This is a genomic window from Pseudomonas sp. LBUM1655 (assembly GCF_059716085.1).
Window position 1 is genome coordinate 230,737 of record NZ_CP166801.1, and the last position, 14,054, is coordinate 244,790.

The window sequence follows — 14,054 nt, forward strand, 5'->3', positions numbered from 1 at the left end:
TTGTCTCGCGTTATGCATCGACCTGAAAGACCTTATCGATTATGGATTCGGTGAAGCACGATCAGGTCGGTGTACCTCTGAAATATCCCCCATTCAGTCCCCTCTCCCTCCGGGAGAGGGTTAGGGTGAGGGGTTCTTCCCGCTACCAGACACCAATCTGAACAACCTTCTCGGTTTCCGGCTCTCCGTAGCGAAACCGCTGCCCGCGCAAATCGATCTCCTGATGGCTGATGGTGGTACGCCGCTTCAACCCCCGCACCCACTCAAACAGATACCCCGCATGCTCCTCGCGCACCGCCGCGTAAGCCGGGTCTTCACCCAAATCACGCAATTCCTGCGGATCATTCAGCAGATCAAACAGCTGTGGCCTGAAGCCGTCGTACGCCAGGTATTTCCAACGCTCGCTACGCACCATGGTCATGCGGCAACGGTCAATCGGTTGACCCAGTCGCTCCCGCGCCGGCGCTTGAAACGCGTAGTCATATTCGCTGATTGCATAGCGGCGCCAATCCGGATTCTCGCCGTGTAAAAGCGGTATCAGCGAGCGGCCCTCCAGTCGATGTTCCGCCTGCGGCAGTCCCAACGCCTGAAGAAACGTCGGCAACGCGTCGATGGTTTCCGCCAGTCGATCATCGACTGTTCCACGAGTGACATCCGCCGCCGCCCGAGGATCACGCACGATCAGCGGCACGCCCACCGCTTGCTCAAGCAAAAACTCCTTCTCGCCCAGCCAGTGATCGCCCAGAAAGTCGCCGTGATCACTGGTGAACACGATCAGCGTGTCATCCCAGCGGCCATTACTTTGCAGAAAATCGAACAGCCGTCCGAGCTGATCATCCACTTGCTTGATCAGGCCCATGTAGGTCGGGATTACATTCAATCGTACTGAATCGCGGGAGAAGTTGAGGCTTTCTTCATGCTGGCGAAAGGCAGCGTATACGGGGTGTTTACTGGCTTCGGAGGGCGTCGCGCGGACCGGTTCGAGAATCGATTTCGTACTGTACAAGGCGTGGTACGGCGCAGGTACGATATAGGGCCAGTGCGGTTTGATGTACGAGAGGTGCAAACACCATGGTTTCTCACCTTGCTCGGTGATGAAGTCGATGGCTCGATTTGTAGTGTAGACAGTCTCTGAGTGTTGCTCGGGAATTCGTGCTGGCAAATGTGCATTACGCATTTTCCAGCCGCTGAGGATTTCGCCGTTCTCGCCTTCGGCAGCGTTGGCCCAGTCGTGCCAGGGATTTCGCCCGTCGAAACCTTGTTCGCGCAGGTAATGGGTGTAGGGCGCGGATTCGCGTTTGTCGTCGAACAGCGGGTCATCGGGGAAGATCCCGTCGTGGCGAAAGTACGGTTCGAAGCCGACCTCGTTGAGCACTTCGGCCTGTGCGCTTGCGGGGTTGATCGCCAGTCGCTGCAGGGCGTCGACATTAGCTGTGGCGTGGGTCTTGCCGACCAGCGCAGTACGAATGCCGTGGGGGCGCAGGTAATCGCCGATGGTCAGCTCTTCCAGCGGCAGCGGCACGGCGTTCCACGCCACTTGATGGCTGCTGACATAGCGGCCGGTGTAGGCCGACATCCGCGACGGGCCGCAGATCGTGCCTTGGGTGTAAGCGCGGCTGAAACGCACCCCGGCTTCGGCCAGGCGATCGATGTTCGGCGTGTGCAAATGCGGGTGGCCGTAGCAGGACAGGTAATCGCGGCGTAGTTGGTCGCACATGATGTACAGCACGTTGCGCACGGGTTTTTCAGGCAGGGACATGGGTTCACCGGTCAGAGAGACAGGCGAGGGTTTTCGCTTTGGATGGGGGTGTTCGGCAAGTGCATTTGGGGAATGGGTTTTATGCAGTGGATGCATCGGCGACCGATCAGACAGCGAGCCCATCCAGTGAACACACCTCTTCATCCACCGCATCAATCGCCTTGATCTGCTCAATCATCGCCTCAGCCAGCGGCGACAGCCGATACCCCGCCCGACTGACAATCCCATAGCGGGTGTACAACTCTTCCAGATCATCGGCCAGACCTTCGATCTTCAAACACACCAGATCTCCCTTGGCCTGATGCAGCGCATCGGAATACGCGCCGACAATCCCGATCGCGTCCGAACGCAGCACCACACTCAACAGGCTGGAACTGTTTTCACACTCCACATTCGGCGTGAAATCCGGCCGGCCGCTGAGGTCGACGATGACCTTGCGCAGGTTCGGCGGACGGATGCTCACCGCCAGCGGGTAGCTCATCAATTGCTCGGCCGAGACCCGATCAAAACCGCTCAGCGGATGCCCGGCGCGGCAGCAGAAATGCCATTTGCGCGGGCGCAGCCGATGCGTCAGGTAATCCGGATCAGCCTCGAAGTGCCGCGTGTCAGCGACAAAGAATTCGAACTCCTCACTGAGCAGGCGCTTGCTCAAGCTCTGCCAGTCATCGACCTGAAACTGCACCCGCGCTTTCGGGTAACGCCCGATGAAACTGCCGATCGCCCGCGGGACCAATCCCGCCGCTGGCGCAGGGCCACAACCGAAACGTAACTCCCCCGCCTCGAGGCCATTGAACTGGCTGATCTCGTTGGCCATCTGCTGCGCACCGCTGACCAGCCGCCGCGCATGTTCGAGCAGTACCTGGCCTTGTTTGGTCGGTGGCAATTCCTTGCGCCCGCGATCAACCAACTGACAGCCAACGCTGTGCTCCAGCGCCTGAATGCTGCGACTGAACGCCGACTGCGACAGGTTCACCGCCTGCGCGCCGGCGACGAAGCTGCGTTGTTCAGCCAGGGCGATGAAGTGACGAAGTTGACGCAAATCGATATGCATTTTTCACATAAAAAATATCCGGGAAATGCATTGGATATGCATTAGGTCGACTCCTTATAAAGGCAATCTCTTATGCAGTAAATCTTTGTAAATACATAAATAAATAACTTTAAAGAATATGCAGAGCTGAAGATGTCTGTGTGTTTTTTGACCAGGAGCCGCGCCATGAGTCCGTTGAACCTTGCGTCACCCCTCACACCACGACGGCTCAAACGCCTGCCTCTGGCCCTGTTACTGGCGGGGAGCGCCAGTTGGACTCACAGCTACGCCGCCGATACCGAAACCCCGGCGCCGGTTCCAGCAGGCAAACCTGTGGCTAACAGCTCACAACTGGAAACGGTGACTGTCACCACCCGCCGCCGCGAAGAAAGTTCGCAGGATGTGCCGACGCCGATGAGCGTGGTCAGCGGGCAGAATCTGGAGACGCAGCGGGTCTACCGGATTCAGGATTTGCAGCAACTGGTGCCCAGCGTCAACGTCGCCTACATGCATGCGCGCCAGTCCAGCGTGTCGATTCGCGGATTGGGCAACAACCCGGCCAGCGATGGCCTGGAAGGCAGCGTCGGTCTGTACATCGACAACGTCTATCTGGGCCGCCCGGGGATGGCGGTTTTCGATCTGATGGACATCGAACAGCTTGAGGTTTTGCGAGGGCCGCAAGGCACGCTGTTCGGCAAAAACACCACGGCCGGGGTGATCAACATCAGTACCCGCGCACCAACCTTCACCCCTGAGCGCAGCATTGAAACCTCGGTCGGCGAGGACGGCTACTTCCAGACCAAGGGCACGATTTCCGGGCCGCTCAACGATCAGCTCGCCGGGCGCTTTTCGGCTTATCGCACGCGCAGCGATGGCGACATCAAGAACGAATACGACGGCCATGACCTCAACGGCGGTTCACGCGAAGGCTTCCGTGCGCAACTGCTGTTCAAGCCCAACGAAGACTTCAATTTACGCTGGATTGGCGACTACAACGAAGAGGACTCCAGCGCCGGCACTCGCGTGCTGTACAACACCGGGCCGACCATCAACGGCGTTAATCTCTACGAGTCACGAGCCAATGCGGCCGGCGCGACGCTGGTCAATGGCTCGCACCGCAAGGTCAATCTGGACAACGACCAGCACGTCACCGTGCATCAGGGCGGCACGTCGGTTGAGGCCAATTGGACGCTGCCGAGCGACTTCACCCTGACCTCGGTCAGTTCCTATCGTTTCTGGAATTTCACCCCGAAAAACGACGATGGTCTGAACGTTCCGGCGAGCTACAACGCCGGGGTGTCGGTGGAAGACAAACAGTATTCGCAGGAATTTCGTCTGGCCTCGCCCAAGGGCGAGTTCTTTGATTACGTCGTCGGTGCGTACTATTTCGGCAACAATCTGGACAACAAGTCCTTCGCTTATTACGGCCCGCAAGCGGATATCTGGAACGGCACGCCGGCCGGTGCTTTGGCCAATGTGACCAGCGTCGGTAACGGCCACATCAAGACCGACAGTTTTGCCCTGTTCGCCCAAGGCACATGGCACCTCACCGAGCGCCTGGATTTCACCGCCGGGGTGCGCGGCACCTATGAAGAAAAAAGCGCCTGGGTCACGCGCAATGCCCCGGTCGGTGGCGCGACGGTCACCGGTGCTGCCGCAACGGCGCGACGCGGGCGGGCGGGCGCCTACGATTCCGGCGACTTGAACCAGTACAGCTCCAGCCCGTCCGGGCTGCTCAACCTTAGCTACCGCATCACCGATGACGTACTCACCTATGCCACGCTGTCCCACGGCGAGAAGTCCGGCGGGGTCAACCTTGCGGTGGGTTCGGCTCCGGTGGCCGGCGCCGACTCGTTGCTGATCGGCACCGAGCGCGCCAACAACGCCGAACTCGGTTTCAAAAGCACGCTGTGGGATCACCGGCTGCAATTCAACGCCAATGTGTTCTGGACGCAGGTCAACGCCTACCAGACCAACGCTTACGACGCCGAAAACCGCGTGCAATACCTGACCAACGCCGGTTCTGTGCGTTCGCGCGGCGTCGAGTTCGAAAGCACGGTGATCCCGCTACGTGGACTGACCCTGAACATCAACGGCTCCTATAACGACGTCAGCTACCTCTCGTACAAAGATGCCCCGTGCCCTCCGGAAGTCAGCCAGGCGCCTGGCGCGCCGGCCTCTTGCGACCTCAGCGGCCATCAAGTGGTCGGCGCCTCGAAATGGATCGGCAACGCCAACGGCGAATACAAATGGAATCTGGATAACGGCTTCGAACCCTACGTCACCGCCAGCTATGCGTTCCGCTCAAAAGCGGTGGGCACGGTCGAGGATTCCGACTACGGCCAGATCCCGAGTTACGCGGTGGTCAACTTCTCCACCGGCCTTCGCGGCGATTTCAATCAGGGTCAGTGGGACGTCTCGCTGTGGCTGAAAAATGCCTTCGACAAAACCTACTACACGACCCTGTGGACCGGCGGCAACGGCGGTTATGAAGGCCTGCTCGGCACCCCGCGCACCCTTGGCGTCACCGGTCGCTACGACTTCTGATTGATCCTTCAAGGGGCTGCGTGATGCTGCCCCGACAGGCGAAATCAATGCGCTGTGTGAATACTTTCAATGCCTGAAAAGCATGTGTTTTTCAGTCCATCCCTACAGCCCTTGTGGCGCGTGGCTTTGGCGTAATTTATCAAAACTCATATTCCATAAACGCCTATCCATAACGTTAAAGATTACTTTCAGAGATAAGCGTCTAGCCCCAATGATTCACCAGCGATTCGCCGTGGGGGATTCAACAAACGGTGAATCGGCAGTTTTTGCAGAGAACGTAAAAAAGACCGCAGGGAGTGTATCAATGGGCAATGTCCAGACCGCCGCCAGCGCACAGGAATTGCTGTGGCGCCAGACGCCGAGTGGCGAATTGGTCGATCTAGGCCGGCTCCATCGCGTGCCGTTGGGGCAGCTGCGTTTGCAGCGTGCGCCCAAAGGCATTCTGAGCCGGCGCGAAACGATCCTGCTCGGTGTGCTGGCCTTGGTGGTGCACGGCGCGGTGATCTACTGGATCAATCAGCATCCAACCCCGGCGCTGCCGATTGTGCCGCCGGAAATTCCACCGATGACCATCGAGTTTTCGCGCCCGGCACCGCCAGCGCCACCGGTGGTCAAGCCGCCACCTCCCGCGCCTGTGGTCGAGCCGCCGCCGGTGGAGGACGAACTGGCGGTAAAACCCCCGCCACCGAAACTGATCCCGAAACCCAAACCGAAACCCGTGGTGAAACCAGTCGAGCAACCGGCCCCCAAAGCCGTTCAACAGCCACCCGCACCGCCACAACCGACAGCTCCAGCCGCTGCCCCGGCGCCACCTGCACCACCCGCGCCGGCGCCGGTAACGCCGGCCTCGGCCAACGCCGCATACCTGAAGAACCCGGCGCCGGAATATCCGTCGCTGGCTCAGCGACGCGGTTGGGAAGGCACGGTGTTGCTGCGCGTGCATGTGCTGGCGAGCGGTAAACCGGGTGAGATCCAGATTCAGAAAAACAGTGGCCGGCAGCAACTCGACGACGCCGCATTAAACGCGGTCAAGCGTTGGAGTTTTGTTCCGGCCAAGCAGGGTGATGTCGCCCAGGACGGCTGGGTCAGCGTGCCCATTGATTTCAAGATTCATTAAACCGAAACCTAATTCGCGCGAAATGTTTACACGAGGGAACACATCATGACGTTACTGGCATCTCCACTGGAATCCATCGAAAGCGCGGTGATCTGGCTGCTGGTGGTTTTTTCCGTCGCGACTTGGGGGCTGGCGCTGCTAAAGGCTGTGCAGTTCGGCCGTCTGAAAGCGCAGGATCGCAAATTTCACAAACGCTTCTGGGCGGCGTCGAGTCTGGATGCCGCCGCCGAGTTGAGCGAAACCCAACCCGGCGCCGCCGCGCGGGTGGCACAGGCCGGTTACGCGGCGATTCAGGTGGGCGAGGCGCCGCAGGCCAATGATTTGAGCCATGCGATCAACCATCAGGATCGTCTGGAGCGTGCCTTGCGTCAGCAGATCGTCCGCGAACGACGTTCGCTGGAGACCGGTCTGGCGGTGATCGCGAGTATTGGTAGTACGTCGCCGTTCATTGGTTTGTTCGGCACGGTGTGGGGAATCATGGAAGCGTTGAAGGGCATCAGCGCGGCTGGTTCGGCGAGCCTGGAAACGGTGGCGGGTCCGATCGGTGCGGCACTGGTCGCGACGGGTGTGGGGATTGCCGTCGCAGTACCAGCGGTGCTGGTTTACAACTACTTTTTGCGGCGTTTGAAACTGACCGCCGCCGATCTGGATGACTTTGCCCACGACTTCTACAGCCTGGCGCAGAAGAGTGCGTTCCGCGTGTTGATCCACCCGACGGCGCACAAGGTTGCCACGCACGGGGATACAGCAAAAGTGAAGGAGGCGTCCTGATATGGCCTTCTCCACGCAAGACAGTGATGAGGTACTCAGCGAGATCAACGTGACGCCGCTGGTGGACGTAATGCTGGTACTGCTGGTGGTGTTTATCGTCACCGCGCCACTGCTGACCAACGCGATACCGATCAACCTGCCGAAGACCGAAGCGGTCGCGCCGGTTGAACAGAAAGACCCGCTGGTGGTGAGCATCGACGGCGCCGGCAAACTGTTTATCAACAAGGACGAAATTCAGCCGGACTTGCTGGAGTTCAACCTCAAGTCGGCCAAGGCCAAAGACCCGGAAGTGCGCGTGCAGTTGCAGGCGGATGACGGAGTGAATTACGGGGAAGTGGCGCGGGCCATGGCCTCGATTGAGCGGGCGGGGATTACCAGGTTGTCGGTGATCACGGCGCGGTAGAAGAATTTTCGATTTTCCGGGGCCGTCTCCTTGGCAGGGTGCGGCCCTTTTTTTATCTCCGATTTATCTCCCACCCTTCCTCTGTAGGAGCTGCCGAAGGCTGCGATCCTTTGATCTTGCCTCTAAACATCAAGATCAAAAGATCGCAGCCTTCGGCAGCTCCTACACAAAACAGAGATATGCTTTTCAGGTCTTAATAAATAGCTTCTTATTCCTTAACGAATATAAATCCCCTCCCTATACTCGACCAGGAACAGACACGCAGGAGAGCTCCCCCATGCGCAACGAATCAATTCGCTACCTGATTGTGCCGGGCTGGCAAGGATCGCCAGAAGATCATTGGCAAACCCACTGGCAGAACAGCCTGCCGAACAGTGCGCGGGTGGAACAGGCCGACTGGCTGACCCCGCGCCGTGAAGACTGGGTCGCCGCGCTGGCCGAGGCGATTGCCGCCGACAGCACGCCGGTCATCCTCATCGCGCACAGCCTGGGCTGCGTCACCGTTGCCCATTGGGCGGCGACCGCGCCGCTGCAATACCTGCGTCAGGTACGCGGTGCCTTGCTGGTCGCGCCAGCGGATGTCGAGCGCCCGACCTGCGCGCCGGCGCTGCGCAATTTCGCGCCGATCCCGAGCGATCTTTTGCCGTTCCCCAGCCAGGTCGTCAGCTCCGACAACGACGCCGCCGTCAGCGCGCCGCGTGCTCTGGAGCTGGCGCGTAACTGGGGCGCAGAGGCGGGGATTCTGGCCGGTGCCGGACACATCAATGTGAAGTCCGGGCATCAGCGTTGGGAGCAGGGTTTTGCCTATCTCTATCGCCTGCAAAACCGCATGGAACATAACGCTCGACGTCGCGCCTGATTTTCCTGTTTCTTTAAGCGCCCCCGTCTGCCGGCGGTTGTGGGCGGGAGTCTGCCATGAGTTTCGATACTTTCGGTCAGCCGTTGCTGACCTTTCCCGATGCGGAAAAAAGCCCCCTGAGCATTCGCGCCAAAGCGCTGGTGTTCGTCGATCCGCGTTCGCGCCAGTTGCGCGAAGAGCTTGAGCAACTGGCGCCACGCTCGATTTCGGTGTTGATTCGCGGCGAGACCGGCACCGGTAAGGAACTGCTCGCCCGGCACATACACCGCGCCAGTGATCGCAGTGGTCTGTTCGTTTCCGTCAATTGCGGCGCGATCAGCCCGACCTACGCCGATGCCGAGCTGTTCGGTTATGCCGCCGGCAGTTACAGCGGTTCGGCCAGCAGTCGTGCGGGCTGGTTCGGCTCGGCCAATGGCGGCACCTTATACCTTGATGAAATCGGCGACCTGCCGCTGCCGATCCAGATCAAATTGCTCGCGGCGCTGGAAAACCACGAAGTCACCCGCGTCGGTGCGCCTCAGCCGAGCCCGGTGGATGTGCGGCTGGTGGCGGCGACCAGCATTGATCTGGCGCAAGCGGTGGACGCCGGGAAATTCCACGAGCGGCTCTACCATTACCTCAGTGAAGGGCAACTGGAGTTGCCGGCGCTGCGCGCGCGAATCGGCGACATCCTCTCGCTGGCCGAGTATTTCCTCGGCATCTACAGCCAACGTCTGGACCTGCCAGTGCCGCTGATCAGTGAGGCGGCGCAGCATCTGTTGGAGCAACATAGCTGGCCGGGCAACACCCGTGAGCTGGAAAACGTCATTCACTTTGCCTTGCTGGTGAGCACCGGCGACGAGATCTTGCCGGAGCACCTGAACCTGCCCGACGCGTCTGGCCCGCAGGTTCAAATCGAACGGCTGGTGACGCAAATCAACATCGGTGGCAGCGTTGGCGAACGTAAGGCGTTGAAAGAGTTGCTGATTAGTTTGAGCGAGCGTTTGTAACCATTTCGTTCAACATGAACAAAATGGAATATGAAGCTGAATAAACGTTATTGTCCGGGAATAAAAAATCCCGGTATTGTCCGCCTCACGCCAGCGATATCACTTCACTGGCACACGTATTAGATGCCGTCGCCATCAGCGACCGTGATTTTCGATAAGGACACTGCATGAAAAAGGTTCTGTTGTTTACCGCATTGGCGGCTGCTCTGACGGCTTCCCTGGCCCAGGCCGGCGAGAAACTGGTCGTCGCGGCGACCCCGGTGCCGCACGCTGAAATTCTTGAGCTGATCAAGCCGACCCTCGCCAAAGAAGGCGTGGATCTGCAAATCAAAGTCTTCACCGACTACGTGCAGCCGAACGTACAGGTGGGCGAAAAGCGTCTGGATGCCAACTACTTCCAGACCCTGCCGTACCTGAACAGCTTCAACCAGGGCAAATACAAGGATGACAAGTCCAAGTACCTGGTGACTGTGCAAGGCGTGCACGTTGAACCGTTCGGTGGCTACTCGAGCAAGTACAAGACGCTGGCTGAACTGCCGGACGGCGCAACCATCGCCATCCCGAACGAAGGCAGCAACAGCGGCCGCGCTCTGATCCTGCTGCAGAAGGCTGGTCTGATCGAGTTGAAAGACCCGAAAAACGCCTTGGCAACCCCGAAAGACATCGCCAAGAACCCGCACAACTTCAAGTTCAAGGAACTGGAATCGGCTCTGCTGCCACGCGTTCTGAAGGAAGTTGATCTGGACATGATCAACACCAACTACGCGCTGGAAGCCGGTTTGAACCCGAACAAGGATGCGCTGGTGATCGAAGGTGCTGATTCGCCTTACGTGAACTTCCTCGTTGCCCGTGAGGACAACAAGAACAGCGACGCCATCCAGAAACTGGCCAAAGCCCTGACCAGCCCGGAAGTCAAAGCGTTCATCGAGAAGAAGTACAACGGCGCGGTACTGCCGGCGTTCTGATCTGACGCTTGAGTGAACCCTTCAAGATGTAAAAACGCCGATGGCTAGTGATAGTCATCGGCGTTTTTGTGTGTGCTCGATTCATGATCGTTCCCACGCAGAGCGTGGGAATGAGCAGGTTAACGGCTCAGGCCGTTTGCGCTTTCAACGCGCGGCGCAACGCCATAAGCAATTTCACGATGTCCTGCGGATCCAGTCGCTGCGGCACTTTTACGTCCATGTTCTCTTCCTTGTAATGGTTCGGCCGGGGGAGTCTGGCCAAAAGCTGTTCGTCCTTGGAGGGCTTTCATGAAAAAAAGATCCTTCCTACAGCGAAAGGAAAAATAGCCTTCTTATTCCTTCCCGGCAAACCCACAGGATAGTTTTTTGGGTGATATCAATATGCTTTAACGGTATTTAAATTCTCGTTTTTATACCTTTAAAGTCGCTTCCTGCAGGGCAGTTATCCGCTGTCCATGGACTGCACCACCGTCGCTTACCGAGCGGCGTACAGGACGTTTCATGACCTTCGATTACGCTTTTATGCTCAGCACCCTGCCGGCGTTTCTCAAAGCCGTGGGCGTGACGCTGCAGGTCGGTTTGATCGCCATTGGCACCTCGCTGCTGGTGGCGCTGCTCAATGCGACGATTCTGGTGTTCCGCACGCCTTACTTGCAGCGCGCCGTCGGCCTGTATGTGGAGCTGGCGCGCAACACGCCGTTGCTGATCCAGTTGTTCTTCGTTTATTTCGCCTTGCCGGCGCTGGGGATCAAAGTCTCCGGCTTCACCGCCGCGATCATCACCATGACCTTCCTCGGTGGCGCCTATCTCACCGAAGTGCTGCGTGCGGGCGTCGATGCGGTGCCGCAGGCGCAACTGGAATCGGGCCGCTCCATCGGCCTGTCCCACGGCCAGTTGTTGCGCTACGTGATCCTGCCGCAAGCGGGGATCCTCAGCCTGCCGTCGCTGTTCGCCAATTTCATTTTCCTGCTGAAGGAAACCACGATCGTCTCGGCGGTGGCGGTGCCGGAAATCCTCTACACCACCAAGAGCTATATCGCGCTCTACTACAAAACCTACGAAATGCTCGCCGTGCTGACGCTGATTTGCGTGCTGCTGTTTTTGCCGCTGTCGCTGTTGCTCAGCCGCCTGGAAAGGAGGCTCCAGCATGGCCAGTTCGGGTCTTGAATTGCTCTGGGTGTCGTTGCCGCAACTGGCAAAAGGCGCCGGGCAAACCTTGTCGATCTCCTTCCTGAGCATCGCCATCAGCACCGTTGGCGGTGTGCTCTACGGCGTATTGCGCACACTCAATGTGACGTGGCTGAACGCGATTCTGCGGGTGTATCTGGAGCTGTTCCGGGCGATTCCGGTGCTGGTCTGGCTGTACTTGCTGTTTTTTGGTCTGCCGATTTTCTTTGGCGTCAGCCTGCCGAGCTTCTGGTGCGCGGTGCTGGTGTTGTCGCTGTGGGGCGCCAGCGAAGTGGGTGAAGTGGCGCGCGGCGCATTGCATTCGTTGCCGCGCGGGCAGCGTGAGGCGGGGTTGTCGATTGGCTTGAGCGCCCCGCAGCTCTTCGGTTACGTGCTGCTGCCGCAAGCGCTGAAACGCATGACGCCGCCGACCATCAACGTCTACACGCGAATCATCAAGACCAGTTCGCTGGCGGTGCTGATCGGCGTGGTCGACGTGATCAAGGTCGGCCAGCAGATCATCGAGCGCACCTACGAATCGGTGCTGATCTACGGCGCGCTGTTCCTGTTTTTCTTTTTCATCTGCTACCCGCTCTCGGCCGCCTCGCGCGTGCTGGAGCGGCGCTGGACGCAAGCATGAGTGCATTGATCGAGTTTCACGGTTTCAACAAATTCTACGGCGAGCAACAGGTGCTCAGCGGCGTCGACCTGCACGTGCAGTCAGGCGAAGTGATCGTCATCCTCGGCCCCAGCGGTTGCGGCAAAAGCACTTTGCTGCGTTGCCTCAACGGTCTGGAAAGCGCTCACAGCGGCAGCCTGAAATTTGCCGGGCGCGAACTGCTGGACAAGACCACCGACTGGCGCGAAGTGCGTCAGCAGATCGGCATGGTGTTCCAGAGTTATCACCTGTTCCCGCACATGAGCGTGCTCGACAACGTGCTGCTCGGCCCGCTTAAAGTGCAGAAGCGTCAGCGCCGTGAAGCGCAGCAACAAGCCGAAGCCTTGCTTGATCGCGTCGGTCTGGCGGACAAGCGTGATGCTTATCCAAGACAGCTCTCCGGTGGCCAGCAACAACGCATCGCCATCATCCGTTCGCTGTGCATGAACCCACGGGTGATGCTCTTCGACGAGGTCACCGCCGCCCTCGATCCAGAGATGGTCAAGGAAGTGCTGCAAGTGATTCAGGGCCTGGCCCGCGAGGGCATGACCCTGTTGATCGTCACCCATGAAATGGCCTTCGCCCGCGCGGTGGCCGATCGCATCGTGTTCATGGATGCCGGACGCATCCTCGAACAGACCCCGCCCGAGATTTTCTTTACGAACCCGCAAACCGCACGCGCGCAGCAGTTCCTGGAGAAGTTCTCCTTCGTTGCAACACTGCCCAAAACGAATCCGACAAAGGAACTTGAACTGCTATGAAAACTGCCGCTTTTTTACTGCCACTCCTCAGCCTCGCATTGCTCGCCGGCTGCAATAAAACCGAAGAACCGCCAAAGCCCAAAGTCGCCAGCGAAAGCACCGCGCCGGCCGGTTATCTGGACAAGATCAAAGCCCGCGACAAACTGATCGTCGGCGTCTTTACCGACAAGCCGCCGTTCGGCTTCGTCGATGAGGCAGGGCGCTATGTCGGTTTCGATACCGACATCGGCCGCCAATTCGCCAAGGATCTGCTCGGCGACGAGAACAAGGTCGAGTTCGTCGCGGTGGAACCGGCGAGCCGCATTCCCTTCCTGCAAAGCGACAAGGTCGACCTGATCCTCGCCAACATGACTGTCACTCCGGAGCGCAAGGAAGCGGTGGAATTCACCAATCCGAACCTCAAGGTGGCGGTGCAGGCACTGGTGCCGCAGAACAGCTCAGTGAAAAACCTCGATGACCTGGCGACTCGCACCACCATCGTTACCACGGGTACGACGGCGGATATCTGGCTGACCAAGAATCACCCGGACTGGAAGCTACTGAAGTTCGAGAAAAACTCCGAGTCGCTGCAAGCCTTGGCCAATGGCCGTGGCGACGCCTATGCGCAGGACAATCTTGTGCTGTTCAGCTGGGCCAAGCAGAACCCGGGCTATCGCGTGCTGGATGAAAAGCTCGGGGCTGAAGCGCCGATTGCGCCGGCGGTGAAGAAGGGCAACATCGAGTTGCGTGACTGGGTGAATACCGAATTGGCCAAACTGGGTGAAGAGAAATATCTGCTCAAGCTGTACGACCAATATGTGCGTAAAGAATTGAGTGATGACACCAATCCTGAGAGCGTGATTGTTGAGGGTGGCAAGTGGCAGGGGTGAGTGCCTGGTAGATCGGCGGTGAGACTTTCCCCTCACCCCAGCCCTCTCCCGGAGGGAGAGGGGGCCGACCGAGTTGTCTTGCGTCGAACATCGACCTGAAATACCGAGTCGATTATGGATCCGGTACAGCATGATCAGGTCGGCGTATCTCTGAAGCAT

The 14,054-nt window shown here is 58.9% G+C and carries 13 protein-coding genes; 11 read left to right on the forward strand and 2 right to left on the reverse strand.

Annotation, left to right across the window (positions count from 1 at the left end):
- Nucleotides 1–142: 142 nt before the first annotated feature.
- Nucleotides 143–1,759: an alkaline phosphatase family protein gene (locus tag ACA074_RS01015; protein WP_497678271.1), complete on the reverse strand. Its 1,617-nt coding sequence runs from the start codon at nt 1,757–1,759 to the stop codon at nt 143–145.
- A gap of 106 nt (nt 1,760–1,865) precedes the next feature.
- The gene (locus ACA074_RS01020) at nt 1,866–2,810 is read right to left on the reverse strand and encodes a LysR family transcriptional regulator (RefSeq protein ID WP_489879632.1); all 945 of its coding nucleotides are present in this window, start codon (nt 2,808–2,810) and stop codon (nt 1,866–1,868) included.
- Between the two features lie 165 nt (nt 2,811–2,975).
- Here ACA074_RS01020 and ACA074_RS01025 point away from each other — a divergent pair, with 165 nt between their 5' ends.
- From ACA074_RS01025 to ACA074_RS01075, 11 genes are all read left to right on the forward strand, one after another.
- Nucleotides 2,976–5,336, forward strand: a complete 2,361-nt coding sequence (locus tag ACA074_RS01025; RefSeq protein ID WP_497678272.1) for a TonB-dependent receptor — start codon at nt 2,976–2,978, stop codon at nt 5,334–5,336.
- A 304-nt stretch (nt 5,337–5,640) separates the two neighbouring features.
- The gene (locus ACA074_RS01030) at nt 5,641–6,453 is read left to right on the forward strand and encodes an energy transducer TonB (protein ID WP_497678273.1); all 813 of its coding nucleotides are present in this window, start codon (nt 5,641–5,643) and stop codon (nt 6,451–6,453) included.
- Between the two features lie 45 nt (nt 6,454–6,498).
- Nucleotides 6,499–7,224, forward strand: a complete 726-nt coding sequence (locus ACA074_RS01035) for a MotA/TolQ/ExbB proton channel family protein (protein WP_497678274.1) — start codon at nt 6,499–6,501, stop codon at nt 7,222–7,224.
- Between the two features lies 1 nt (nt 7,225).
- On the forward strand, nt 7,226–7,627 hold the full coding sequence (locus ACA074_RS01040; RefSeq protein WP_085702758.1) for an ExbD/TolR family protein: 402 nt from the start codon (nt 7,226–7,228) through the stop codon (nt 7,625–7,627).
- A gap of 277 nt (nt 7,628–7,904) precedes the next feature.
- Complete coding sequence (locus ACA074_RS01045) at nt 7,905–8,486, forward strand: alpha/beta hydrolase (RefSeq protein ID WP_187679362.1); 582 nt, start codon at nt 7,905–7,907, stop codon at nt 8,484–8,486.
- Nucleotides 8,487–8,542: 56 nt separating this feature from the next.
- Nucleotides 8,543–9,475, forward strand: a complete 933-nt coding sequence (locus ACA074_RS01050) for a sigma 54-interacting transcriptional regulator (RefSeq protein ID WP_187679363.1) — start codon at nt 8,543–8,545, stop codon at nt 9,473–9,475.
- Between the two features lie 167 nt (nt 9,476–9,642).
- Nucleotides 9,643–10,440 (forward strand): MetQ/NlpA family ABC transporter substrate-binding protein, encoded by a 798-nt coding sequence (locus tag ACA074_RS01055; protein WP_497615933.1) that lies wholly within the window; start codon nt 9,643–9,645, stop codon nt 10,438–10,440.
- Nucleotides 10,441–10,941: 501 nt separating this feature from the next.
- Nucleotides 10,942–11,607, forward strand: coding sequence for an amino acid ABC transporter permease (locus ACA074_RS01060; protein WP_497658455.1), 666 nt, complete (start codon nt 10,942–10,944; stop codon nt 11,605–11,607).
- On the forward strand, nt 11,588–12,247 hold the full coding sequence (locus tag ACA074_RS01065) for an amino acid ABC transporter permease (protein WP_187679366.1): 660 nt from the start codon (nt 11,588–11,590) through the stop codon (nt 12,245–12,247). Before ACA074_RS01060 ends, ACA074_RS01065 begins: the two co-directional genes overlap by 20 nt.
- A complete protein-coding gene (locus ACA074_RS01070; RefSeq protein ID WP_401264774.1) occupies nt 12,244–13,026 on the forward strand; it encodes an amino acid ABC transporter ATP-binding protein in 783 nt (260 codons plus the stop codon). Before ACA074_RS01065 ends, ACA074_RS01070 begins: the two co-directional genes overlap by 4 nt.
- Nucleotides 13,023–13,895, forward strand: coding sequence for a transporter substrate-binding domain-containing protein (locus ACA074_RS01075; RefSeq protein ID WP_497678275.1), 873 nt, complete (start codon nt 13,023–13,025; stop codon nt 13,893–13,895). The genes ACA074_RS01070 and ACA074_RS01075 overlap by 4 nt, the downstream gene beginning before the upstream one ends.
- The last annotated feature ends 159 nt before the right edge of the window (nt 13,896–14,054 follow it).